Source organism: Sphingobium jiangsuense (assembly GCF_014196495.1).
In the GTDB taxonomy this organism is placed as follows: Bacteria; Pseudomonadota; Alphaproteobacteria; order Sphingomonadales; family Sphingomonadaceae; genus Sphingobium; species Sphingobium jiangsuense.
Genome location: NZ_JACIDT010000004.1, coordinates 163,856 through 187,419, shown reverse-complemented (window position 1 = coordinate 187,419; position 23,564 = coordinate 163,856). Strand labels below are relative to the sequence as shown.

General features: G+C 66.8%; 19 protein-coding genes. 13 read left to right on the top strand and 6 right to left on the bottom strand.

Going from position 1 to position 23,564, the window contains the following annotated elements:
- The first annotated feature begins 5 nt into the window (after nucleotides 1-5).
- From GGR43_RS07610 to GGR43_RS07570, 9 genes are all read left to right on the top strand, one after another.
- Nucleotides 6-758, top strand: coding sequence for an SDR family NAD(P)-dependent oxidoreductase (locus GGR43_RS07610; protein WP_188071364.1), 753 nt, complete (start codon nucleotides 6-8; stop codon nucleotides 756-758).
- A 51-nt stretch (nucleotides 759-809) separates the two neighbouring features.
- Entirely contained in the window at nucleotides 810-1,769 is a 960-nt protein-coding gene (locus tag GGR43_RS07605) for an alpha/beta hydrolase (protein WP_188071363.1), read from the top strand.
- On the top strand, nucleotides 1,766-2,743 hold the full coding sequence (locus GGR43_RS07600; protein WP_188071362.1) for an SDR family NAD(P)-dependent oxidoreductase: 978 nt from the start codon (nucleotides 1,766-1,768) through the stop codon (nucleotides 2,741-2,743). The genes GGR43_RS07605 and GGR43_RS07600 overlap by 4 nt, the downstream gene beginning before the upstream one ends.
- 2 nt (nucleotides 2,744-2,745) lie before the next feature.
- Complete coding sequence (locus GGR43_RS07595) at nucleotides 2,746-3,999, top strand: MFS transporter (RefSeq protein ID WP_188071361.1); 1,254 nt, start codon at nucleotides 2,746-2,748, stop codon at nucleotides 3,997-3,999.
- A 95-nt stretch (nucleotides 4,000-4,094) separates the two neighbouring features.
- Nucleotides 4,095-4,577 carry an RNA polymerase sigma factor gene (locus tag GGR43_RS07590; protein ID WP_188071360.1) on the top strand — a complete coding sequence of 161 codons (483 nt, stop codon included), beginning with the start codon at nucleotides 4,095-4,097 and terminating at the stop codon, nucleotides 4,575-4,577.
- A 93-nt stretch (nucleotides 4,578-4,670) separates the two neighbouring features.
- Nucleotides 4,671-5,387 carry an SDR family NAD(P)-dependent oxidoreductase gene (locus GGR43_RS07585; protein ID WP_188071359.1) on the top strand — a complete coding sequence of 239 codons (717 nt, stop codon included), beginning with the start codon at nucleotides 4,671-4,673 and terminating at the stop codon, nucleotides 5,385-5,387.
- An 89-nt stretch (nucleotides 5,388-5,476) separates the two neighbouring features.
- A complete protein-coding gene (locus tag GGR43_RS07580; protein WP_223177345.1) occupies nucleotides 5,477-6,649 on the top strand; it encodes an acyl-CoA dehydrogenase family protein in 1,173 nt (390 codons plus the stop codon).
- A gap of 10 nt (nucleotides 6,650-6,659) precedes the next feature.
- The gene (locus GGR43_RS07575; protein ID WP_188071358.1) at nucleotides 6,660-7,739 is read left to right on the top strand and encodes an acyl-CoA dehydrogenase family protein; all 1,080 of its coding nucleotides are present in this window, start codon (nucleotides 6,660-6,662) and stop codon (nucleotides 7,737-7,739) included.
- 29 nt (nucleotides 7,740-7,768) lie between these two features.
- Nucleotides 7,769-9,268, top strand: a complete 1,500-nt coding sequence (locus GGR43_RS07570; RefSeq protein WP_188071357.1) for a class I adenylate-forming enzyme family protein — start codon at nucleotides 7,769-7,771, stop codon at nucleotides 9,266-9,268.
- Between the two features lie 63 nt (nucleotides 9,269-9,331).
- Here GGR43_RS07570 and GGR43_RS07565 read toward each other — a convergent pair whose 3' ends face one another.
- From GGR43_RS07565 to GGR43_RS07545, 5 genes are all read right to left on the bottom strand, one after another.
- The gene (locus GGR43_RS07565; RefSeq protein WP_188071356.1) at nucleotides 9,332-10,549 is read right to left on the bottom strand and encodes an acyl-CoA dehydrogenase family protein; all 1,218 of its coding nucleotides are present in this window, start codon (nucleotides 10,547-10,549) and stop codon (nucleotides 9,332-9,334) included.
- 1 nt (nucleotide 10,550) lies between these two features.
- Nucleotides 10,551-11,546: an NAD(P)H-dependent flavin oxidoreductase gene (locus GGR43_RS07560; protein ID WP_188071355.1), complete on the bottom strand. Its 996-nt coding sequence runs from the start codon at nucleotides 11,544-11,546 to the stop codon at nucleotides 10,551-10,553.
- 113 nt (nucleotides 11,547-11,659) lie between these two features.
- The gene (locus GGR43_RS07555; RefSeq protein ID WP_188071354.1) at nucleotides 11,660-12,769 is read right to left on the bottom strand and encodes an acyl-CoA dehydrogenase family protein; all 1,110 of its coding nucleotides are present in this window, start codon (nucleotides 12,767-12,769) and stop codon (nucleotides 11,660-11,662) included.
- Nucleotides 12,766-13,812, bottom strand: coding sequence for a zinc-dependent alcohol dehydrogenase family protein (locus GGR43_RS07550; RefSeq protein WP_188071502.1), 1,047 nt, complete (start codon nucleotides 13,810-13,812; stop codon nucleotides 12,766-12,768). Before GGR43_RS07550 ends, GGR43_RS07555 begins: the two co-directional genes overlap by 4 nt.
- Nucleotides 13,812-14,111, bottom strand: a complete 300-nt coding sequence (locus GGR43_RS07545; RefSeq protein ID WP_188071353.1) for a putative quinol monooxygenase — start codon at nucleotides 14,109-14,111, stop codon at nucleotides 13,812-13,814. The genes GGR43_RS07550 and GGR43_RS07545 overlap by 1 nt, the downstream gene beginning before the upstream one ends.
- A 118-nt stretch (nucleotides 14,112-14,229) precedes the next feature.
- On the opposite strand from GGR43_RS07545, the gene GGR43_RS07540 reads away from it, so the two are divergent.
- From GGR43_RS07540 to GGR43_RS07530, 3 genes are all read left to right on the top strand, one after another.
- A complete protein-coding gene (locus tag GGR43_RS07540; protein ID WP_188071352.1) occupies nucleotides 14,230-15,372 on the top strand; it encodes an acyl-CoA dehydrogenase family protein in 1,143 nt (380 codons plus the stop codon).
- Between the two features lie 45 nt (nucleotides 15,373-15,417).
- Nucleotides 15,418-17,484 (top strand): 3-hydroxyacyl-CoA dehydrogenase NAD-binding domain-containing protein, encoded by a 2,067-nt coding sequence (locus GGR43_RS07535; protein WP_188071351.1) that lies wholly within the window; start codon nucleotides 15,418-15,420, stop codon nucleotides 17,482-17,484.
- Nucleotides 17,485-17,685: 201 nt separating this feature from the next.
- The gene (locus tag GGR43_RS07530; RefSeq protein WP_188071350.1) at nucleotides 17,686-19,521 is read left to right on the top strand and encodes an N-acyl-D-amino-acid deacylase family protein; all 1,836 of its coding nucleotides are present in this window, start codon (nucleotides 17,686-17,688) and stop codon (nucleotides 19,519-19,521) included.
- Between the two features lie 161 nt (nucleotides 19,522-19,682).
- On the opposite strand, the gene GGR43_RS07525 is transcribed toward GGR43_RS07530, so the two are convergent.
- Nucleotides 19,683-21,083 (bottom strand): phosphotransferase, encoded by a 1,401-nt coding sequence (locus GGR43_RS07525; protein ID WP_188071349.1) that lies wholly within the window; start codon nucleotides 21,081-21,083, stop codon nucleotides 19,683-19,685.
- A 241-nt stretch (nucleotides 21,084-21,324) separates the two neighbouring features.
- Between GGR43_RS07525 and GGR43_RS07520 the strand changes: the two genes are divergently transcribed.
- Nucleotides 21,325-23,499: a TonB-dependent receptor gene (locus tag GGR43_RS07520; protein ID WP_188071348.1), complete on the top strand. Its 2,175-nt coding sequence runs from the start codon at nucleotides 21,325-21,327 to the stop codon at nucleotides 23,497-23,499.
- Nucleotides 23,500-23,564: the final 65 nt, after the last annotated feature.

Here is a 23,564-nt window from a genome sequence, read left to right as displayed (position 1 = left end):
GGAGCATGACGGATCTCAATGGCAAGGTGGCGCTGGTGACGGGCGGCGCATCGGGCATCGGCCGCGCCTCGGCCCTCGCCTTCGCGCAGGCGGGCGCGGCGGTCGCCATCGCCGATCTCGACCCCGCCAATGGCGATGCCGTCGTGCGGGAGATAGAGGCGGCGGGCGGCCGGGCGATCTTCATCGCGACGGACGCGACCGAAGAGGCGCAGGTCTCGCGCATGGTGGAGCGGACGGTCGCCGAGCTGGGCGGGCTGGACATCGCGTTCAACAATGTCGGGCGCGGCGAGGTGGGAGCGACGATCGTTTCCACCACGGTGGAGAAATGGGACTGGATATTGGCGACCAGCCTCAAGGCCACCTGGCTTTCGATGAAATATGAGATCCCGGTGATGCAGGCGGCGGGCGGCGGTTGCATCGTCAACATGGCCTCGACCGCGGGCATCAGCCCGCAGATCAGCGGATCGCCCGCCTATTCGGCAGCCAAGGCGGGCGTGGTGCAGCTGACCCGCTTCGCCGCCAAGGCGCATGCGCCGGACAATATCCGCGTCAACAGCGTCGCGCCCGGCCTCACCTCCACGCCGACGGTCGAGGCCTGGTTCACCGAGGAGATGAAGCATGCGGTGACCAGCAGGGACCAGTTCACCGACCGGCTGACCCGGCCGGAGGAAGTGGCGGCGGCGGTGCTGTTCCTGGCCTCGCCGGGCGCGTCGATGGTTACCGGGGTGACCGTCCCCGTCTGCGGTGGCCTGCCCTAGGGTGGCGATACCCGCGACCGCCAGAAGAAGAAACAGAGGAGAGGAGGGACTATGTCCGAGGTCGATCCCGAATTGCTGCCGCTGATGGAAAAGATGCCGACGCGCCCCTTTGCCGCCGCGACATTGGCGGAGGACCGCGAGACGATGCGCGCGCTCTGGGCCGCCTATGTCCGCCCGACCGATGACGGCGTGCGGCGGACGGAACGCTCCGCGCCCGGCCTCAATGGCGCGCCGGACGTGCGGCTGGTCGTCTACGAGCCGGAAGCACGTGCGGGCGCCGTGCCCGCGCTGCTGTTCATCCATGGCGGCGGCTTCGTCGGCGGCACGGCGGACAATGGCGAGCCCTTCAACCGCCGCATCGTCGCCGAGCTGGGGATCGTCATCGTCTCGGTCGACTACCGGCTGGCGCCCGAAACCCGCTATCCCGGCCCGGTCGAGGATTGCTACGCCGCGCTGCTCTGGATGCACCGCGAGGCGGCGGCGCTCGGCATCGATCCCGCGCGCATCGCGGTGGAGGGCGTCAGCGCGGGCGGCGCGCTGGCGGCGGCGCTGGCGCTGATGGCGCGCGACAGGGGGGAGGTTGCGCTGGCCTTCCAGTCGCTGATCTATCCGATGCTGGACGATCGCCGCGCGAAGGCCGCGCCCGATGGCGTCACCGGCAAGGTCGCCTGGTTCCGCGAAAGCAACGCCTTCGGATGGGCGTCGCTGCTCGGCGAGGAGGCGGTGGGCGGGCCGGACGTTCCCGCCTATGCCTCGCCCGCCCGCGCGGAGGATCTTTCCGGCCTGCCGCCCACCTATATCGGCGCGGCGGCGCTCGACATGCTGGTCTATGAGAATGTCGATTATGCCACGCGCCTGATCGCCGCGGGCGTGCCGACGCAGTTGCAGGTCTATCCGCGCGCCTTCCACGGCTTCGACGTCGGGACGAGCGCGGTCGCCGAGGATTTCAAGAGGAGCCGCCTTGCCGCGCTGGGACGCGGGCTGGGTCTCAATGAGGGAAGACAGTCATGATCGACGAGAGGAAGCCGCTGGCCGGAAAGGTCGCGATCGTCACCGGGGCGGGGCAACCGGTGTCGATCGGCCGGTCCCACGCGCTGGCCTTCGCCCGCGCGGGCGCGAAGGTGGTGGTGAACGACAACGGGTCGCCGCTCGACGGCGAAGGGTCGGACGCGACGCTGGCCGAAATCGTGGCGCGGGAAATCCGCGAGGAAGGCGGCGAGGCGATCGCGAGCGTCGAGAGCGTCGCCACCTCGGAAGGCGCGAACGCGATCGTCGCGGCCGCGCTCGACGCATTCGGCCGGGTCGACATATTGGTCAACAATGCGGGCAACCAACGCTTCGCCCGCATCTATGAGGCGACCGACGAGGATTTCGACAGCCTCGTCGCCGTGCACCTCAAGGGCACGTTCAACATGACGCGCGCGGTGTCGCGGCCGATGATGGAGCAGCGCTCCGGCGCGATTCTGAATACGGCGTCCACCGGCGGCCTCGGCTTCTACGGCAATTCCATCTATGCCGCGGTCAAGGAAGGCACGGTCGGCTTCACCCGCTCGGTGGCGCGCGATCTCGGCCCCTATGGCATCCGCGTCAACGCGATCCGCCCCGGCGCGGTGTCGCGCATGCGCGCGGACCCGAAGGCGTCGGCGATGGCGAACGAGGCGGAGCTGGTGCATGGCTTTCCCACCGCGTGGAACCAGTTCATCGTCCGCGACATGGTGACGAGCCTCAACGAAGCGCCCGAAACCGATCTCAACCCCGATCATATCGCCAATTTCGTGCTCTGGCTCTGCTCGGATGCGGCGGCGAACGTCAACGGCCTGACCTTCCGCGTGGCGGGGGGAGAAATCGGCCTGATGACCGACCCGGAGGTGAGCCGGTCGGTGTTCCGGCCGGGCGGCTGGGACTTCCGGTCGCTCAACCAGCCGCAGGTGCGCGACTATCTGATCGGCGGGCTGGTGAACCGCTTCGCCGGCAAGGGCGGTTGAGCATGGGGTCGCTTGCCGCAGCGCCGGGCCGCATGTCGATCGGACAGGAATTCCGCCGGTCGTGGAAATCGATGATCGGCGTCGTGCTCGGCATCTGCTTCGGCAGCGTGCCGGCCTATTCGCTGGGCGCCTTCATCCAGCCGCTGAGCGAAGAGTTCGGATGGTCGGTCACGCAGGTGACCGGGTGGATGCTGTGCTGGAGCCTCGGCGCCATCCTGTCGGCGCCGCTTGCCGGATATCTGGCCGACCGGGTGGGCGCGAAGGGGGTGGCGCTCGTCTCGCTTTCCCTGCTCGCCATCGTGCTGGCCGCGACGGGTCTGGCGGTGGAGACGCTCGCCCATTATTATATGAGCGGCTTCGCCATCGGCGCGATCGTTTCGGGCACCAGCGCCATCACCTATGGGCGGATCGTCAGCAGCCTGTTTTCGGCGGGCCTCGGCACTGCGCTGGGGCTGATGTCGACCGGCATCGGCGCCAGCGCGATCATCGGCCCGCGCCTGATGCAGGCGATCATCGACGCCTATGACTGGCGCACCGCCTATTTCGTGCAGGCGGCGTTCCCGATCCTCATCCTGCCGCTGCTCGCGCTGTGGCTGCGCGAGGGGCATCATGAGCACAAGACCCCGCGCCTTGCCGCGAAGGGCGAGGGCCATGCGCTCGCCGCGGCGATGCGCATGCCGGTATTCTGGGTCATGTCGCTGGGCTCGCTGATCTACGGCATCTGCGTGGGCGGCGTGTCGGTGAACCTGATGCCCTTCCTCGCGACCGAGGGGCTGAGCCGCGCCGAGGCGGCCTCCGCGCTCGGCCTGTTCGGTTTCGCGACCGTTACCGGGCGATTCCTCACCGGCATCATCATCGACCGGGTGCGCATCCATGCCTCGGTGCTGATGGCGATCGTGCTGACGGCCGAGGCCGGGGCCTTCCTGCTGCTCACCTACGGCGGCACCGGCGCCGCGCTGCTGATCGCGCTGCCGATCTTCGGCTTCGCGGTGGGGGCGGAGGCCGACTGCCTCGCCTATTGCACCGTGCGCATCTTCGGGCGGCGCTATTATGGTAGCATCTTCGGCATCCTCGGCATCGTCATGCTCTATGTCGGCACCGGCATCGGACCGGTGCTCTTCAGCCTCGCTCAGCAGATGTCCGGTAGCTACGCCTTCGCCTTCAACATCTGGACGGGGCTGGCGCTGTCGGCGGTGCCGCTGTTCCTGTGGGTATCCCGCGTTCCCTTTTTCGACCCTGCCGACCCCGCGCACTGACGCGGCGCACCGAGAGGGCGACCGGGGGCGATATTTATCTTGTGGTGAACTATGTAGTTGATTACTTAAATGCTTGGAGAGGCGAGAATCAAAGCATGGCTTACGCACCCCAAGATCAGTCCGCCTGGAGGCATCTGTCGCGCCGGGTGGAGCGCTGGACACGCCGGTCCGGCAAGGCGGAGGACCTGTTGCAGGCGGCCTTCGCCCGCATGCTGGCCTATGGCCGGCCGGTAATCAATCCCGACAGCTTCCTGTTGCGCGTCGCCGGCAACATCGCGATCGACGAGGACCGGCGCGAGCGGGGCAGGGTGGCCGAGCCGCTGTCGCCCGACCTGCAGGACATACTGCGCTGCGACGATCCGCTACCCGACGAGGTGCTGGATTCGCAGGCGCGGCTGGCGGCGGTGACGGAGGCGCTGGACAGCCTGCCGGAACGCACCCGGCGCATCTTCCTGATGCACCGGCTCGACGGCTTCAAATATCGCGAGATCGCCGAGATCGAGGAGATCAGCGTCAGCGCGGTGGAAAAGCATATCGCCAAGGCCGCGCTGTTCATCAGCGACTGGCGCGAGCCCTAGACGGGCGGATCGGGCGCGGGCAGGATCGGGCCGCCGCCCGCAGGGAATATCGCGGACATCGCCGGCCGCTCGGTCGGCGCAAAGGGGAATAGAATGATTAAATTCGACTTTTCCGGCAAGATTATTCTGGTGACCGGGGGCACGCAGGGCATCGGCCTAAGCATCGCGCAGAAATTTCTGGACGCGGGCGCGATCGTGCACATCACCGGCACCCGAGCGGCCGCGGGCGATTATGAGGACGATCTGTCATCCTTCACCTATCACCGGCTGCGAATGGACGACCCGGAAGAGCGCGCGGCCTTCGTCGAGGGCTTCGGGCCGCTCGACATATTGATCAGCAATGCCGGCCAATCGCGCGACGACGAATATGATATGCCGGGGTTCCGCAACACGCTGGAGGTGAACCTGACAGGCCCGGCGGAACTCTGCTATCTCTTCCACCCGGTGCTGAAGGAACGGAAGGGCTCCATCGTCATCGTCGGGTCGAGCGCCTGCTTCATCGCGCTGAGGGCTTTTCCTTCCTATACCGCGAGCAAGGCGGGCATATTGGGCTTTACCCGCGCGGTCGCCGACCAGTGGTCGCGCGACGGCATCCGCGTCAACCTCGTCGCGCCCGGCTTCATCAAGACCCGCATCATCGACTGGGCGGAACAGAGCGCGAGCCGCGATGCGATCCTCCAGACCATTCCCGCGCGGCGCTGGGGCGACCCCGCCGAAGTCGCGGTCGCGGTGCTGTTCCTGGCGAGCGAGGAAGCGTCCTACATCACCGGCCAGAGCATCGTCGTCGACGGCGGGCTGATGCTGCGCTGATTGGGGCTGGACAGATATTTAATTCATCGATTAATACGGGGGGTGACTCCGGCGCACCGGCCGGACGTCGGCGCCGAGGAGCGAGCAGCTTGAGTGATTTTCGTGCAGAGGTGCGGGAGTGGATCGCGGCGAACCTGCCGGACTCGATCCGTACCCCGATGCCGGAGGAAGAAATACCCTGGGGCGGGCGCAACGCCAGCTTCCCCAATCCGCAGAGCAGGCAGTGGCTGGAGGCGATGATCGCCAAGGGCTGGACCGCGCCGACCTGGCCTGCCGCCTATGGCGGCGGCGGGCTGGATGCGGCGCAGGCGATGATTTTGCAGGAGGAACTGGAACGGGCCAATGCGCGTCCCGCGCTCTTTTCCTTCGGCCTCTGGATGCTGGGCCCGGTGCTGCTGGAATATGGCACGGAGGAGCAGAAGCAACGCTTCCTCCCGCCCATCGTGCGCGGGGAGATCCGCTGGTGCCAGGGCTATTCGGAGCCGGGCGCCGGGTCCGACCTCGCCTCGCTGCGCACCCGCGCGGAGGACAAGGGCGGTCATTGGCTGGTCAACGGGCAGAAGGTGTGGACCACCTATGCGGACAAAGCCGACTGGATTTTCGCGCTGGTGCGCACGGATCCCGCCGCGCCCAAGCATCAGGGCATATCCTTCCTGCTGATCGACCTGCGCACGCCCGGCGTCTCGGTGCGGCCGATCGAGCTGATTTCCGGCTCCTCGCCCTTTTGCGAGACTTTCTTCGACGATGTGAAGGTGCCGAAGGAGAATATGGTGGGGCCGCTGAACGGCGGCTGGACCATCGCCAAGAAGCTGCTGCAATATGAGCGGCAGAACGTGTCGGCGGTCGGCTTCGGCGGCGACCGCAGCGTGCGGATCGAGGATCTGGCCAAGCAGGCCGTGGGCGAGGTCGACGGGCGGATCGCCGACGGCGCGCTGCGCAACCGGATCGCGCGGCACAATCTCTACGACCGGGCGGTGGACCTCACCACGCGGCGCTCGCAGATCGACACGGATTCGGGCAGCGTCGGCGCGCTGACCTCGGTGGTCAAATATGCGTCCGCCAAGGCCAATCAGGCGCGCGGCGAACTGGCGGTCGAGCTGCTGGGCCTCGACGGGCTGGGCTGGTCGGGCGGCAATTTCGACCCCCGCGACCTTGCCGAGACGCGCAAATGGCTGCGGTCCAAGGGCAATTCGATCGAAGGCGGGACGTCGGAGATCAACCTCAACGTAATTTCCAAGCGCGTGCTTGGCTTGCCCGACTGAAGGTCCTGACATGACTGTTTCCGCCGACGATCTGCAAATGCTCGAAGATACCGCCCGCCTATGGGTGAGGGAGAATGCGCCCGCGCGCGCCGGGCTGGGCCGGGACCCGGCGCTGGGTCCGGCCCAGTGGCGCGCGGCCGCCGAAATGGGCTGGGCCGCCGCCGCCGTGCCGGAGGAAGCGGGCGGCGCCGGTTTCGGTTTCACCGGCCTCGGCGCGCTGCTGGGCGAGATCGGCCGCGAGATCGCCGACATGCCGCTGCTGGCGAACGGCATCGCGGCGGCGCTGGTGGCGCGGCACGGCTCCGACAAGGCGCGCGCCGATATATTGCCCGGCCTGCTCGGCGGGCAGCTGCGGGCGGCGCTGGCCATCGGCGAGGGTGCGCATCACGGATCGGCGCTTGCGACCACCGCCCGCCAGCAGGACGGCGGCTGGGTGCTGGAGGGCCGCAAGAGCTGGGTCGCGGGCGGCGCGGATGCCGATGTGCTGCTGGTCGCCGCGCGGGGCGACAGGCCGATGCTGTTCCTGGCGGACGGCAAGGCGGTGAAGGTCGAGGCGATCGACAGCGTCGACGGCCGCGCCTTCGCCCATGTGCTGCTGGACGGCGTCGCGGTGGCGGAGGATGCTCTGCTCGTCGGCAATGGCGATCTGGTCGCCCATGCGACCGGCCTCGCGCGCATCGGCCTTGCCGCCGAGATGGTCGGCGCGGGCGAGCGGGCGCTGGAGATCATCGTCGACTATCTCAAGACCCGCGAGCAGTTCGGCCGCAAGATCGGCTCCTTCCAGGCGTTGCAGCACCGCGCCGCGCTGATGCTGGTCGATCTGGAGCTGGCGCGATCCTGCGTGCAGGCGGCGCTCGCCGCGGCGGACGAGGAGCGGGAGGATCTTGAGGAGCTTGCGATCCTCGCCAAATATATGGCGGGCGAGGCGATCCACCTCATCAGCACGGAAATGGTGCAGATGCATGGGGGCATCGGCATGACCGCCGAGCATGTCGCGGGCAACTACATCAAATGGGCGCGCGTGAGCGAGGCGCTGCTGGGCGGCAATGCGCTGCTGGCGGAGCGCTATGCGACGATCAGGGGCTATTGAGCTAGCAGGCTTGAGGGAAGGGAAGGCCGATGACGGGGACGATCGATCAGACGCTGCGCTGGTGGGCCGACAAGATACCCGGCAACCGGGCGATCGTGGTCGGGCCGGACGTCACCACCTATGGCGAGTTCGAGCAATGGACCGCGCGCATCGCGCTGGACCTGCGCGCGCGGGGCCTCAAGCCCGGCGACCGGGTGCCTATCTTCGCGCCCAATTCGATGAACTGGTGCGCCGCCGCGCTCGGCATCATCCGCGCGGGCGGGACGCTGGTGCCGCTGAACTATCGCTATACCCAGACGGAGGCGGAATCGGTCGCCGCCGACTGTCAGCCCGTGATGCTCTATGTCGGCGGCGACAAGGCGGACATGCTGGAGGGCCTCGGCCACAGGCTGCTGCGGCTCGACGAGGTGGCCGCGCTGCGCCGGGGCGATCCGGTTTCCTTCACCGGCGATCATGATCCCGACGCGATCACCGTCATCGGCTATACCAGCGGATCGACGGCGCGGCCCAAGGGCGTGATGCTGAGCCACCGCACCATGTTGGGCTATGCGCTGGAAGCGGTCATCAACTATCCTGAGCATCAGATGGGGGCGACCGCGATCAACGTCGCGCCGCTCTACACCAGCGCGGGCACCATCCAGCTGGTCGAATTCCTGAACCTCGGCATGACCGATTTCGTCGAGGCGGATTTCAACGCCGAGCGCGCGCTGCACCTGCTGGTCGAGGAAAAGGTGCAGATATTCGGCGGCGTGCCCACCTTCTGGGAGAGGATCGCCGCCTGCCCCGGCTTTGCCGAGGCGGACCTGTCGCACATCAAATGGGCCGCGGCGGGCGGCGCGCGCGTGCCGTTGGCGCTGCTCGAAACCTGGCGCAAAAAGGGCGTGATCCTGCGCCAGCTCTACGGCCTCACGGAAGCGGGCGGCAATTCCTCGGTCATGCCCGCCGCCGAAGCGATCGACCATCCAGAGCAATGCGGGCGCGGCGGCATCTTCACCAAGCATCGCATCGTCGACGAAAAGGGCGAGGACGTGCCCGTCGGCACGCCGGGCGAGATCGTGGTGCGCGGGCCGGGCGTGATGGTCGGCTACTGGAACAATCCCGAAGCCACCAGAGAAGCCTTTTTCGGCGACTGGCTGCGGTCGGGCGATATCGGCATCATGGACGAGAAGGGCAATATGCAGCTCGTCGACCGGTTGAAGGACATCATCATCTCCGGCGGCCTCAACATCTGGCCGCTCGATATCGAGGCGGTGATCAACGAGATCGACGGGATCGAGGAGGTCGCGGTGATCGGCGCGCCCGACGAGAAATTCGGAGAGACGCCGATGGCGATCGTCCACGCCAGCCGGTCGATCCGCGCGGAGGAGATCGTCGCCCATTGCAACGCCCGCCTCGCCAATTACAAGGTGCCTCGCTATGTCGTGCTGAGCGAGGCTCCCCTGCCGCGCCTCGCGACCGGCAAGATTTCCAAGCGCGACCTCAAGCTGATCTACAGGGATGCGCACCAGACGCTGGAACGGGTACGTTGACGCGGCTGGCACAAGGCGACCCGGCGGCGGCGCTCCGGCTGATGCAGGAGCGCCGCCTTGCCATTACAGCCCCAGCGCCGCCTTCGCCAAGATATTGCGCTGGATTTCGTTCGACCCGGCATAGATGGACCCTGCCCGGTCATTGAGATAATAGAGCGGGGCGATCGCCGCGTCGCGCGGCCCCACGAAGCCGTCCTGCCCATGGGGCAGGTGGACGGGGCCGCCGGGGCAGGTCGCTTGCGGCTGATAGGCACGGCCGTAATGGCCCGCCGCCTCCAGCCCCAGTTCGGTGAGATGCTGGCTCAGCTCCGTGCCCATGATCTTCATCACCGACCCCGACGCGCCGGGCGTCTCGGCCTCCGCCATTGCCCGGAACTCATAGACCTCCAGCGCCTCGATGCGGATGCGCGCGGCCGCGACCTTGCGGGCGAAGGCCGGGTCGTCCCACAGCACGCCGCCGCCATCGGCGGGCATCTCCCGCGCCAGCGCGACGATGCGGTCGAGCCGCACCTGCAATTCGGGCGCATAGGCGACGCCGCCGCGTTCGAATTCCAGCAGATATTTGGCGACCGTCCACCCTTCGCCGATCCTGCCGACGACATTGGCCTTGGGGACGCGCACATCCTCGAAGAAAATCTGGTTCTGGATATGGTCGCCCGACGGTGCGACGATCGGGCGCACGGTGATGTCGGGCGTGTCCATCGGGATCAGCAGGAAGGTGATGCCCTTTTGCGGCCGGTCCGCCTTTTCGGTGCGCACCAGGCAGAAGGCCCAGTTGGCGACATCGGCATGGGTGTTCCATATCTTCGACCCGTTGCAGACGAGATCGTCGCCATCCTCCACCGCGCTCATCTGCAACGAGGCGAGGTCGGAGCCGGCGCCCGGCTCGGAATAGCCCTGGCACCAGAAATGCTCGCCGGAAAGCATCCGGGGCAGGAAAAAGGCCTTCTGCTCCGGCGTGCCGTGGCCGATGAGGGCGGGCCCGCACATCTGGATGCCCATCGGCGAGACGGGCGGCGCGCCCGCCGCGACGCGCTCGCGCCACCAGATGTAGCGCTGCGTCACCGTCCAGCCCGCGCCGCCATATTCCTTCGGCCAGGCGGGGGCGGCCCAGCCCTTGGCGTGCAATATCTTCTGCCATTTCATCGATGCGTCATGATCGGCATAGACGCTGGTCATGCGCCGCCCGGCATTGCGCAGGTCGTCGGTCAGGCTGGCGTCGAGAAAAGCGCGCACCTCATCGCGGAACCGCAGGTCCGCCTCGCTCCATTCGAGGTCCATGTCAGGCGTCCACGGCCAGAGCGGCGGGCGCGATCATGCCCGCGAGGCGGCGGGAGATAACGTCCTCCGCTTCGGAAACGATGCGCTCGACCAGTTCGCGCACGGTCGGAATGTCGTGGATCAGCCCTTGCACGATCCCGGCGGTCCACACGCCATGATCGGTGTCGCCGCTGATCAACCCCTCACGCCCGCGCGCGCCCTTCACCAGATGCGCGACCTCCTCGAACGGCTTGCCCAGCGCCTCGATCGCCAGCACCTGCTGGCTGATGGCATTGCGGGCGACGCGGGCGCTGTTGCGATAGGTGCGGAAGATGATGTCGGTGGCGCGCTCGTCGTTCGCGACCATCGCCGCCTTGAAGCTGTCGTGGATCGGCGCCTCCCGTGTCGCGCAGAAGCGCGTGCCCATGTTGATGCCGTCCGCGCCCAGCGCCAGCGCCGCCGCGAGTCCCCGGCCGTCGCCGAAGCCGCCGGATGCCAGCATCGGGATGGTGATCTTGTCCGCCGCCGCCGGGATCAGCACCAGCCCCGGTATGTCGTCCTCGCCCGGATGGCCCGCGCATTCGAAGCCGTCGATGGAGATCGCGTCCACGCCCATGCGCTGCGCCGACACCGCATGGCGGACGGCGGTGCATTTGTGGATGACCTTGATGCCGTTCGCCTTGAAATCGTTGACATGCTCCTGCGGCTTGTAGCCCGCCGTCTCCACCGCCTTGATGCCGCTCTCGATGATCGCGCGGCGATATTCGGCATAGGGCGGCGGGTTGATCGACGGCAGGATGGTGAGGTTCACGCCGAAGGGCTTGTCGGTCATCTCGCGCGTGCGGGCGATTTCCTTCGCCAGCGCTTCCGGCGTGGGCTGGGTCAGCGCGGTCAGGAAACCCAGCGCGCCCGCATCGGCGACGGCCGACACCAGCTCGGCGGTGCCAACCCACTGCATGCCGCCCTGGGCGATCGGGTGCTCCACCCCGAACAATTCGGTGAAACGCGTCTTGAGCATATCCTGTTGTTCCTTCGCTTGCCTTCGAACCGCCGGCCTGAGAGAGGCCCGCCCATTCCTCCCTTATCCGACGCCGCCGATGGCGGCAATCGCTATTTAATCGATCGATTAGATTAATGCGGACTTGCGAGATGCCGCCAGATGATCGTCTTCTGAATCTCGCTCGTCCCGCCGTAGATGGTGCCTGCCCGCTCGGACAGATAGGCCCGTGCCGCCTTGCCCGACACGCCGCTGGCGTCGGCGGCGAAGCTGGCGGCGTGGAGCCGTTGCAGTTCGGTGACCGCCTGCGCGGCCTCGGTGAAACGGATCTTGAGCGCGGAGACCGCCTGCGGCGTCATCTCCCCGGCGAGCGCGCGCAGCACCGACATTTCCAGCATCGCCAGATCGATCTCCGTCGCCGCCAGCCGCGCGGCAAAGGCATCGTCCCCGCTGCCCGCGCGGCGCAATTCGGCGAGGTCGGCCTTCTTGCGGCCGATATGGGCATAGGACAGCCGCTCATTCTGCAACAGCGCATTGGCGTAGAACCAGCCCTTGCCCTCCTCGCCGATGAGGCCGCTTGCGGGCACGCGGGCCTTGTCGAAGGTCACGCGATTGAGATGCGCCTCGCCGCCCATGGTCGGAATCGGCTGCACACTGATGCCCGGCGTGCGCAGATCGCAGCAGATCAGCGACAGCCCATCCTGCTTGCGCGCCTCCCTCGACGTGCGCACCAGGCAGAATATCCAGTCCGCATAATCGGCATAGGAGGTCCACAGCTTGGTGCCGTCCAGCACATAATGATCGCCCTCCCGCACCGCCGTCATGCGCAGGCTGGCGAGGTCCGATCCCGCTTCCGGCTCGGAATAGCCCTGCGCCCAGAAGGTCCGCGATTCGAGGATGGCGGGCAGCCATTCGCGCTGCTGCTCCTCCGTGCCGAAGCGGCAGAGGATCGGGCCGATGTAGAACAGGCTGGTCGGGCTGAGCGGCGCCATGCCCGCCAGTTCGCCTTCCTCTTCGAAGATATGGCGCTGCATCGCCGTCCAGCCCGGCCCGAACGGCGCGGGCCAGGCATAGGCCAGCCAGCCGCGGGCGTGCAGCGCCCGCTGCGCCTGTTCCTGATCGGCGCGGGTGATGGGGTCGCCGCGCCGCATCTTCTCCACCACGGCGGCGGGATAGTCGTTGCGGAAGAAGGCGCGCACTTCCCGGCGGAACGCTTCTTCCGCCGGGGTGAAATCGAGGTTCATGCGGGCCGGTCCTGCTCTTGACCCTGCGCAAGATCCACGACGATCTTGCCGAAATGCGCGCCCGACGCCTGCCAGGCGAAGGCGTCGGCCAGTTGCTCCAGAGGGAAAGCGCGGTCGATCACCGGGCGGATACCGCTGGCCTCCAGCGCGCGGATCATCGCGCGCTGATGGGTCCGGCTGCCGACGGTGATGCCGGTCAGGCGGATATTGCGGCCCATGATCTCGGCGGTCGGCACCTCGCCCCTATAGCCCGCAAGCACGCCGATCAGCGCGATATGGCCGCCCACCCGCGCCGCGCGGATCGACTGCGCCAGCGTGCCCGCACCGCCGATCTCGACCACCGCATCGGCCCCGAAGCCGCCGGTCGCCTCGACCACCGCGCGGCTCCACTCCGGCGTCTCGCGATAATTGACCAGCGCGTCGGCTCCCATCGCCCGCAGCCGCTCCAGCTTAGCGTCGGAGGAAGAGGTGGCGACGACCCGCGCGCCCGCCGCCTTGGCGAATTGCAGCGCGAACAGGGAGACGCCGCCGGTCCCTTGCGTCAGCACCCAGTCGCCGGGCTTGATCCGCGCCTCCACCATCAGCGCGCGCCAGGCGGTGAGCGCGGCGCAGGGCAGGGTAGCCGACTCGGCGGCCGTCCAGCCGGCGGGTGCGGGGGTGAACCAGCTTGCGGGCGCGGTCACATGGTCGCGGGCGAAGCCCTGTCCCCGGTCGCCGGGCACGATCTTCGTGTAAGCAGGGCAGATGTCGCCATCCTGCCAGAGCGGGAAGAACAGGCTGACCACCCGGTCGCCCGGCTTGAAGTCGGTGACGTCCTCGCCGACGGCCTCGACGATGCCGGCGCCGTCGGACATCGGCGTCACGCCGTCGCGCGCGCCGAGCAGTCCGGTGACAACCGCATAATCATGATAGTTGAGCGAGGAGGCCTCGACGCGGATGAGGATCTCGCCCGGTCCCGGCGGCACCGGGGTTTCCCGCGAGAGCGCGAACGGGCCGATGCCCTCGATCGCGCCGAGGCGCAGCACACGGCCGGACGCCCCCATCACTTGCCCCCCAGCGGGGTGAGCGTCAGCACTTCGGTGGGGCCAGAGAGCAGCCGCTTGAACGTGGCGCGCTGCGCCTCGGTCGCGGGATTGTTGATGTGGAAGTCCAGCGCCTCGCGCGATGTGTAGGCTTCGAGCAGGCGATAGACCCCGTCCTGCCGCGCGACGCGGTAGCAGTCGAACCGCAGCGTCTCCGGCTCGGTCTTGCGCAGCAGCGGGATCAGCGCATTCAGCGCCGCCTCGAACTCGTCCGCATCCTCGGCTTTCACCGTCATCGTCACCAGAATCGTCAGCATCATCGCCTCTCCCGCTTGCCTTTTCCTATTTAATCGATCAACTAGGGAGCATAAGAGGGGTTGCGCCGGGTGGCAATATCCGCTTTTGCGCGCCGGCCAGAATATGAATCGGAGTATCCCAATGCTGGATGTAGCGGGCCGCACGGCCTATGATGACGATCTCGACATGTTCCGCGACACCGTGCGCCGCCTGTTCGAGCGGGAATTGCTGCCCAATCTCGACAAGCATGAGCATGAGGGCATCGTCGGCCGCGAATTCTGGCTGACCTGCGGCGAGGCGGGGCTGCTCTGCCCCACCGTCAAGGAGGACTATGGCGGCCTCGGCCTCGACTTCCGCTATAATGCGGTGGTGGCCGAGGAGCTGGCCTATGCCGGGTCGTCGGCGGGGCTGACGCTCCAGAGCGACATCGTCGCCGAATATATCGAGCGCTACGGGTCGGAGGAGCAGAAGCGGAAATATCTGCCCGGCATGGTGAGCGGGGCGGTGATCGGCGCGATCGCGATGACCGAGCCGGGCGCCGGGTCCGATCTTCAGGGCGTGCGCACCAGTGCGGTCAGGGACGGGGACGACTATATCGTCAACGGGTCCAAGACCTACATCACCAACGGCCAGAATTGCGATGTCTGCATCGTCGTCGCCAAGACCGACCCGACGCTGGGCGCCAAGGGCACGACGCTGATCCTGATCGACGCGGACACGCCCGGTTTCGAAAAGGGCCGCAACCTCGACAAGATCGGCCAGCATTCGGCCGATACGTCGGAGCTGTTCTTCCACGATGTGCGCGTGCCCCGCAGCAATGTGCTGGGCAAGGAGGGCGAGGGCTTCGTCTATCTGATGAGCCAGCTGCCGCAGGAGCGGCTGTCGATCGCCATTTCCGCGCAGGCTTGCGCGCAGCGCGCCTTCGACGAGGCGGTGGCCTTCACCCGCGATCGCAAGGCGTTCGGCAAGACCGTGTTCGAGTTCCAGAACACCAAGTTCACGCTGGCGGACCTCAAATCCCAGTTGCAGGTCGGCTGGGCCCATATCGACTGGTGCCTCAAGCGCCATGTGGCGGGCGAGCTGACCACGGCGGAGGCGTCGGCGGCGAAGCTCTGGCACACCGAGATGCAGGGGCGCGTCTGCGACGCCGCGCTGCAGCTGCACGGCGGCGCGGGCTATATGAACGAATATATGGTCGCCCGGCTGTGGCGGGACGCGCGCGTCACCCGGATCTTCGGCGGCACCAACGAGATCATGAAGGAAGTCGTGAGCCGCTCGATCTGACCGGGGCGGCGATCCGCCGCAATCTATTGTTTTTCAGGAGACTACATGACTGACGTGGCTTCGCTGTCGATCGAGAACGGGATCGGCGTCCTCACCATCGATTCGCCCCCGGTGAACGCGCTGGGCATCGCCGTGCGCAGGGGGATCGACCATGGCATCCGCACGCTGGGCGCGGACGATAGCGTCAAGGCGATCGTGCTGATCTGCGGCGGGCGCACCTTCTTCGCGGGCGCCGACATTTCCGAATTCGGCCGACCGCCCGAGGAGCCGACGCTGGGCGCGGTGCTCGACGTCATCGAGAATTGCAGCAAGCCGGTGATCGCCGCCATCCACGGCACCGCGCTGGGCGGCGGGCTGGAGCTCGCGCTGGTCTGCCATTATCGCATCGCCGTGCCGTCGGCGAAGGTCGGCCTGCCGGAGGTGCATCTGGGCCTGCTACCGGGCGCCGGGGGCACCCAGCGCCTGCCGCGCATCGTCGGGCCGGAGACCGCGCTCGACCTTATCGTCTCCGGCCGCCCGATCAAGGCGAAGGAGGCCGAGCGGTTGGGCGTGGTCGATGCGCTGGCCGGGGAAGCCACGCTGCGCGAGGACGCTGTCGCCTTCGCGCGCAAGGTCGTCGAGGAGGGCCGCCCGCTGATGCGCGTGCGCGACCGGCAGAACAAGGTCGATCCCTATCGCGGCAAGCCGGAGCTGTTCGCCGAGTTCCGCAGGAAGAACGCCCGCGCCTTCAAGGGCTTCAAGGCGCCGGAGAATATCGTCAAGGCGATCGAGGCGGCCGTCGAGCTACCCTTCGAAGAGGGCGTCAAACGCGAATGGGAGCTGTTCCAGGAACTGGAGCCGAGCATCGAATCGCAGGCGCAGCGCTACGCCTTTTTCGGCGAACGCGGCACCGCGCGCGTGCCCGACATACCGTCCTCCACCCCGACGCTGCCGATCGCGAAGGTCGGCGTCATCGGCGCGGGAACGATGGGCGGCGGCATCACGATGAACTTCCTCAACGCCGGCATCCCGGTGACGCTGGTGGAGATGAACCAGCAGGCGCTGGACCGCGGCCTCGGCGTCATCCGCAGGAATTACGAGAACACCGCCAAAAAGGGCCGGATGACGCAGGAGCAGGTGGAGCAGCGCATGGCGCTCGTCACCCCGACGCTGGGCCTTGAGGCGCTGGCCGATGTCGATCTGGTGATCGAAGCGGTGTTCGAGGAGATGGGCGTCAAGAAGGATATCTTCGCCCGGCTCGACGGCATCGTCCGGCAGGGCGCGATCCTTGCCTCCAACACCTCGTTCCTCGACCTCAACGAGATCGCCGCCGCGACCGCGCGGCCCGAATGGGTGGTCGGCCTGCATTTCTTCTCGCCCGCCAATGTGATGCGGCTGCTGGAGGTGGTGAGGGGGGACAAGACGTCGAAGGAGGTCGTCGCCACCGCGATGAAGCTCGCCAAGACGATCGGCAAGGTGCCGGTGCTGTCCGGCGTCTGCTTCGGCTTCATCGCCAACCGGATCATGAACCAGCGCGCGGTGCAGGCCGACGCGCTGGTGCTGGAAGGCCCCACCCCGGCGGAGATCGACAAGGCGATCGAGGATTACGGCTTCGCCATGGGGCCATTCCGCATGATCGACCTTGTCGGCCTCGACGTGCTGGGCCGGGGCGAGGGTGAACGCACGGTGATGCGCGACCTCGTCGCCATGGGCCGGCTGGGGCAGAAATCGGGCGGCGGCTATTATGATTATGACGAGGCGCGCAAGGCAACGCCCTCGCCCGTCGCCGCGCAGGCCATCGCCGATTTCGCCGCGCATAAGGGCATCGGGAACAGCGGATCGCAGAGCGACGAGGAGATCATCGCCCGCCTGCTCTACCCGGTGGTGAACGAGGGCGCGAAGCTGCTGGAGGAGGGCATCGCGCTGCGCGCCTCGGACATCGATATGGCGGCGATCCTCGGCTATAACTGGCCCGTCTATACCGGCGGTCCGATGTTCTGGGCCGACACGGTGGGCCTGCCGAAGATCGTGGCGAAGCTGAAGGAATATGAGGTCCGTTATGGCGAGGCGTTCAGGCCCTCGCCGTTGCTGGAGGCGAAGGCCGCGGCGGGCGAAAGCTTCACGCGCGGGTGAGACGGGGCCGGGGTTCTGGCTTTTCGCCGGTTCCGTCTTGCCGGCCGCATGCCGGGCGAACAGCAGGTGGGAGCGGTTCGCCCGGCATTTCCCACGGCCGGAGGCGGATTTTAACCGTTTGCTTGACCGACTCCGGCACATAATCTAATATTAATAGGATAATGCCCCGCAAGAGGGCGTTCATGGCAGAGGACGGCATCGGTGAGCTACGACATTCTCCTGAAGAACGGCACCATCGTCGACGGCACGGGCGCGCCGCCCTTCGTCGGCGACATCGCGATCAAGGACGGGCGGATCGCCGCCGTCGGGCCGAATATCGGCGCGCAGGCGAACGAGGTGATCGACGTTGCGGGCAGCTATGTGACGCCCGGCTTCGTCGATCCGCACACCCATTATGACGGGCAGGTCACCTGGGACCGCGACCTGATGCCGAGCGCGGGCCATGGCGTCACCACGATCGTCATCGGCTCCTGCGGCATCGGCTTCGCGCCGGTGCGCAAGGGGACGGAGGACTGGCTGATCACCCTGACCGAGGGCGTGGAGGATATCCCCGGCACCGCGCTGCATGTCGGCATTCCCTGGGGCTGGGAGAGCTTCACCGACTATCTCGACACGCTGGACCGCCAGAGCTACGCGCTCGACATCGCCGCCCATGTGCCGCACAGCGCGGTGCGGGCCTATGTGCTGGGCAAGCGGGCCGAGACCGACGAGCCGGCGACCGAGGCCGAGCTGGCGCAGATGGCCGACATCGTCTCGGAATCGATCGCGGCGGGCGCGGTGGGCTTCGCCACCTCGCGCGTCACCCTGCATCGCGGGTCGGACGGCGGCATATTGCCGGGCACCGGTGCGGCCGAGGAGGAACTGCTGGTGCTCACCCAGGCGATGCGCGACGCGGGTGGGGGCGTGCTCCAGATGATCCCGTCGGGCATCACCGGCGGCGCCGAAGGGCAGGAAGGAGAGCAGCTCATGGCCGGCATCGGCCATCTGCGCGACAAGCACAGCCTGACGGCCGAGATCGGGATGATGCGCCGGCTGCACCGCGCCACCGGCCAGCCCGTCACCTTCACCTTCGCCGAGGGCATATCGCTCGGCGATGCGGAATATGAAAAGGCGCGCGGCATCATCGCCGAGATCAAGGCGGCGGGCGAGCGCATCCATCCGCAATTTTCGCCCCGGCCGGTCGGCGGGCTGATCTCGCTCGACAGCTATCATCCCTTCACCGCCCGGCCGAGCTATGCGGCGATCGCCGACCTGCCGCTCGCGGAGCGGGCGAAGCGGATGGCGGACCCGGCGGTGAAGGCGGCGATCCTTGGCGAGGCCGATGTCAGTCCGGGGTTCGACGATCCGTTCAAGCATATCTACGCGACGCTGCAACGCTCGATGAGCGCGATCTACAGCCTGGAGGGACTCGATTACGAGCCGGACCTGTCGCAGTCGATGGCGGCGATCGGCGCGGTGGAAGGCCGCGATCCGCTCGATATCTGCTACGACCGGTTGATTGCGCAGGACGGCAAGGGCGTGCTGATTTGGTTTTCCACCGGCTATGTCGACGGCGACCTGCGCAAGAAGGAGCAGTGCCTCACCGATCCGCATTATCTGATGGGGCTGGGCGACGGCGGCGCGCATGTCCAGTTCATCTGCGACGCCAGCTTCCCGACTTTCCTGCTCACCCATTGGGGCCGCGACCGCAAGGCCGGGCCGACCTATCCGATCGAGATGCTGGTCCGCAAGATCAGCAAGGATCCGGCCGACCTCTATGGCCTGACCGATCGCGGGACGCTGGTGCCCGGCAAGCGCGCGGACATCAACGTCATCGATTATGACCGGCTCGCCATCGGCCTGCCGGAGCTGGTGCAGGACCTGCCGGCCGATGCGCGGCGCTTCATCCAGAATGCGAGCGGCTATGTGCTGACGATGGTGAACGGCACGATCACCCGGCGCGACGACCGGCCGACCGGCGCCTATCCCGGCAGGCTGGTGCGGCGGCAACATGGGAAAAACACTACCGGGGATCGCGAAACCGCCTTGGTGGCGTGAGCGGCAAGTTCGTCGCTCCGGGATCGTTTGCCATTGCGTTCAGGTGGAGCCGAGAGACGTGCAATTTGAGCATCGGAGCGCAGCGGACTTAAAGGTCCGTGAGCACCGAAGCGGAAAATAGCGCGGCTCGCAGGCCCGCATGGACGCAATGGCAAACGATCCTACACGTCGAAGCGGCTCATCGGCCACCCATGGCTGACGCCGGTGGCGCGCTGCATCGGCTCGTAGAGATATTCGCGCCGCACCTCGCAGCGGTACAGCATGTTGATGCGACGCTCCAGATCCTTCTCCCAATCCGCCGCGATCAGCGCCTCCAGCTCGCGCAGGCCATGACGCCAGTCGCCGATGCGATGGCCGAGCAGCGCGCCCAGCTCTTCCCGGTTGGCCGTTTCCAGCATCAGTGCCGTCCCGTCGCCCAGCGCCAGCGTCCGCGCGATCGATGCGCTGTAGCGGGCAAAGCTGGCGGCATAAGGATCCTCGCCCGCCTGCTCGCGGAAATGCCCGTCCAGTTGCGCCGCCAGCGCCTGCGCCAGCGGCGACAGGAGGGTGTTGGTCGGTTTCGGCAGCTCCGGCCGGGTCAGGCGGAAGCCGTAATATTCCGCGATCCCCTCCAATATGCAGCGCTTCTGCTGCACTTCATAGGCGAAGAGGAAGGCGAGGTCGATCATCGCCGGGTCGGCCCGCTGGGTGCCCATGACGGTGTAGACGTTCCACAGCGCCGGTCCGGCGATGGTCCAATATTGCAGCGCCTTGAGATCGAGCGGGATACCGGTCAGCCGTTCGTAGCAGGCGCCGTAATGGCGCATATGCTCGGTCATCCGGCCGGTATGATAGGTGACGTCGCGGCCGCGCATCATGCCCATTTCCATCAGCGGGTCGCCGATCACCGCATATTCGAAATCGACGAGCGCATGGAAGCGGTCCTCCACGAACAGGAACTGGTTGGGCCCGACATCGCCCAGCCCCAGGCCCAGCGGCCGCTCGCTGCTGATGTCGTTATGCTTCACCCATTGCAGGCCCAGTTCCAGCACCGGCTCGGCGTCGGGCAGCGCCAGCGAGCGGTAGAAGCCTTCATGCCGCGCGATCAGTTCCTCGCGAAAGGCGCGGGAGGAGGCGGGGCGGGGCATGGCGTCGGGCAGCCTGATCTTGTCCAGCGGATAGGCATGGAGCGTCGCCAGCTCCTCCACATAGCCCTGATAGATGGCGAAGCGGCGGTCCTCGTCGGCGATCTGCGTCAGCTCGGAGTCGCCGTCCAGCCACTCCATCAGCATCCAGCCCAGATCGGGGTTGCTGCCGAGATAACGCGGCGTGGCGACGGGGACGTCCTGCAACGCCTCCAGCGCCTGCGCTTCGAGCGTGAGCATCGCGCGGGCGCCGCTCGTATCCTCGGCGGTATAGCCCGGATTGCGGAAGCCGCGCAGCACTACGCGCTCGATCGCGCCGTCCCGTTCCACCTCCAGAAACCATTGATTGCGCCAGCGGCTCTGCAACCGCCGGGAAAGGATCCTGCCGCCAAGGACTTGTTCGACCCAGGCGAAGGCCGCCTCTTCGCGCGTCTCCATGCGTGACACCCCTCCATTTTGCGGTTCGTCGCCTTTTTCCGCCGGCGATGCTTGCTCCTTAGCGCGTAGCTGGTTAAGTAATCAATGAACTATATGCAGGCGATTTGATGAATCCGCTTGTATCTGGTTTCTAATTGATACATTTGTACGAATGCCGAACGAAATTGGGGCGGATTGGGCGGCACGGCCGTGCCGCGAATCCGGCTGTTCAAAGGCCATATAATATTGGGGAGAGAGAGGAATGAGCCACGCCACCGCCCGTCGACGCCCGGCATTTGCCGCCCGTTTCGGCGCCGTTTCCTTCATCGCGCTGGCCGGCGCGGCCACCGCGCCCGGCCATGCCCAGACCCAGCCGCAGGCGGCGCAGGACGCCGCCGCTCCGCAAGGCATCGCCGATATCGTCGTCACCGCCCAGCGCCGCGCCGAGCGGCTGGTCGACGTGCCGATCGCGGTGACCTCCATCGACGGCGGCAAGCTGGCGGATGCGGGCGTCAATTCCGTCATCGGCCTTGCGCAGACCGCGCCGGGCCTGCGCCTCGACTATTCCGGCCCCTATGTGCAGCCGACCGTGCGCGGCGTCGGCAGCCCGCTGGTCGGCCCCGGCCTCAATTCCAACGTCGCGATCTATGTCGACGGCTTCTACGTCCCCAACCCGCTGGGCTCCGATTTCCAGCTGCTCAGCGTTTCGGGCATCCAGATCCTGAAGGGTCCGCAGGGCACGCTGTTCGGGCGCAACGCGACCGGCGGCGCAATCCTCGTCAACACGCTCGACCCCTCGTTCGAGCCCAAGCTGATCGCGCGGGCCAGCTATGCCAGCTTCGACAAGCTCAACCTCAGCGGCTATGCCTCGACCGGCCTCGGCGACTCGCTGGCGATGGACGTGACCGCCTTCTACGAGCGCGGCGACGGCTATATCCGCAACATCAACACCGGCAAGACGGTGTCGCACTATGATAAATGGACGGTCCGGCCCAAGCTGCTGTTCCGGCCCAGCGAGGACGTCAGCATAACCCTCGCCTATCAACACAGCATGGTGGACGATCCCTCGCCCTTCCTCACCAGCGCCTATGACGGCCTGTCGTCCGCCACCATCGCCGCCCCCGGCGTGGCCGTGCCGACCGGCCGCCGCGAAACGGGCAACGATGCCCCGGCCGTGAGCACGCTCAACAGCGATCTGGTGATGCTGACCGGCAAGTTCGACCTGGGCTTCGGCACCTTCACCTCCTACACCCAGTATCGCGACGACAAGTCGAACCTTGCGGGCGATTACGACAGCACGGCCGCCCCGATCATGGCGCCGGACTGGCGCGTGTGGGACAAGACCTTCACCCAGGAATTCAACCTGTCCTCCGCACCCGGCGGCCCGCTGACCTGGGTGCTCGGCCTCTATTACTACCAGAACAAGAACCAGTATCCGGGCTATAATGTCTCGCTTTTCGGTTCGCCCAAGTTCGAATATTTCCGCTCCACCTCCAGAACCAAATCCTATGCGGCCTTCGCCGACATGACCTGGGAGGCGATGGACGGCCTGTTCCTGACCGGCGGCCTGCGCTACAGCATCGACAAGGTGCGCGGCAGCTTCCTGTGCAGCGCCTGCGGCGGCCTCGCGGGCGAGGGCGAGGAGACGTTCAAGAAGCTGACCCCGCGCGTCAACGTCCGCTATCAGCTCGGCGCGTCGAGCAACGTCTACGCCTCCTACAACAAGGGCTACAAGGCGGGTTTCATCCCGGTGTCGGCATTCGACACGGTGCCGATCAAGCCGGAGCAGATCGACGCCTTCGAGGTCGGCTTCAAGACCGCCGACGGCCCGTTGCGCTTCGACCTCTCGACCTTCTACTATATCTACAAGAACCTCCAGGTTGCGGCCTATGTCAATTCGGCGGCGGTCTATCGCAACGCCGAAAAGTCGGAGATCTACGGCCTCGACGGCCAGCTGAGCTATGATGTGAACGAGGATTTCTCGCTCGGCCTCGGCGCGACCTATACCCATGCCAAGTACAAGCAGTTCGGCAACGCGGTCGATTATGTGCAGAATCCGGCCACCGGCCTGTTCGATCATCCCGACGTGCTGGTCGACGGCAATGTCATGCCGCGCTCGCCCAAGTTCACCGCAAACATCAACGCGGATTACAAGATACGCTTCGCATCCGGCGCCAATATCGCGCTCAATGCGAATTTCTACCACACGACCAAATTCTACTTCGATTCGCCCAAGCGCTTTTCGCAGGGCGCCTATGAGTTGCTGAACCTGCGCGCGACATACAATACGGCCGACGAGCGCTGGGCCTTTTCGATCTTCGGCAATAATGTGACCGACAGCGCCTATCGCATTCAGGTGCTGCCGGGCGACTTCGCGATCCAGCAGGTTTATGGCGAACCGGCGTCGATCGGGGCGTCGATCACGTTCAAATATTGACCATGGATGCATGATGGCGCATCGGCCGATGCGCTGTCCGGCAAGGGCCGTCCCGTTTCCGGGGC

What these genes read in the sequence shown, in the direction of transcription:
- GGR43_RS07565 (WP_188071356.1), bottom strand. Translation starts at nt 10,549, where the DNA reads ATGGACCTCGAATGGAGCGAGGCGGACCTGCGGTTCCGCGATGAGGTG.
- GGR43_RS07555 (WP_188071354.1), bottom strand. Translation starts at nt 12,769, where the DNA reads ATGAACCTCGATTTCACCCCGGCGGAAGAAGCGTTCCGCCGGGAAGTG.
- GGR43_RS07540 (WP_188071352.1), top strand. Translation starts at nt 14,230, where the DNA reads ATGCTGGATGTAGCGGGCCGCACGGCCTATGATGACGATCTCGACATG.
- GGR43_RS07525 (WP_188071349.1), bottom strand. Translation starts at nt 21,083, where the DNA reads ATGGAGACGCGCGAAGAGGCGGCCTTCGCCTGGGTCGAACAAGTCCTT.
- GGR43_RS07575 (WP_188071358.1), top strand. Translation starts at nt 6,660, where the DNA reads ATGACTGTTTCCGCCGACGATCTGCAAATGCTCGAAGATACCGCCCGC.
- GGR43_RS07560 (WP_188071355.1), bottom strand. Translation starts at nt 11,546, where the DNA reads ATGCTCAAGACGCGTTTCACCGAATTGTTCGGGGTGGAGCACCCGATC.
- GGR43_RS07585 (WP_188071359.1), top strand. Translation starts at nt 4,671, where the DNA reads ATGATTAAATTCGACTTTTCCGGCAAGATTATTCTGGTGACCGGGGGC.
- GGR43_RS07595 (WP_188071361.1), top strand. Translation starts at nt 2,746, where the DNA reads ATGGGGTCGCTTGCCGCAGCGCCGGGCCGCATGTCGATCGGACAGGAA.
- GGR43_RS07520 (WP_188071348.1), top strand. Translation starts at nt 21,325, where the DNA reads ATGAGCCACGCCACCGCCCGTCGACGCCCGGCATTTGCCGCCCGTTTC.
- GGR43_RS07600 (WP_188071362.1), top strand. Translation starts at nt 1,766, where the DNA reads ATGATCGACGAGAGGAAGCCGCTGGCCGGAAAGGTCGCGATCGTCACC.
- GGR43_RS07610 (WP_188071364.1), top strand. Translation starts at nt 6, where the DNA reads ATGACGGATCTCAATGGCAAGGTGGCGCTGGTGACGGGCGGCGCATCG.
- GGR43_RS07535 (WP_188071351.1), top strand. Translation starts at nt 15,418, where the DNA reads ATGACTGACGTGGCTTCGCTGTCGATCGAGAACGGGATCGGCGTCCTC.
- GGR43_RS07545 (WP_188071353.1), bottom strand. Translation starts at nt 14,111, where the DNA reads ATGATGCTGACGATTCTGGTGACGATGACGGTGAAAGCCGAGGATGCG.
- GGR43_RS07605 (WP_188071363.1), top strand. Translation starts at nt 810, where the DNA reads ATGTCCGAGGTCGATCCCGAATTGCTGCCGCTGATGGAAAAGATGCCG.
- GGR43_RS07590 (WP_188071360.1), top strand. Translation starts at nt 4,095, where the DNA reads ATGGCTTACGCACCCCAAGATCAGTCCGCCTGGAGGCATCTGTCGCGC.
- GGR43_RS07550 (WP_188071502.1), bottom strand. Translation starts at nt 13,812, where the DNA reads ATGGGGGCGTCCGGCCGTGTGCTGCGCCTCGGCGCGATCGAGGGCATC.
- GGR43_RS07570 (WP_188071357.1), top strand. Translation starts at nt 7,769, where the DNA reads ATGACGGGGACGATCGATCAGACGCTGCGCTGGTGGGCCGACAAGATA.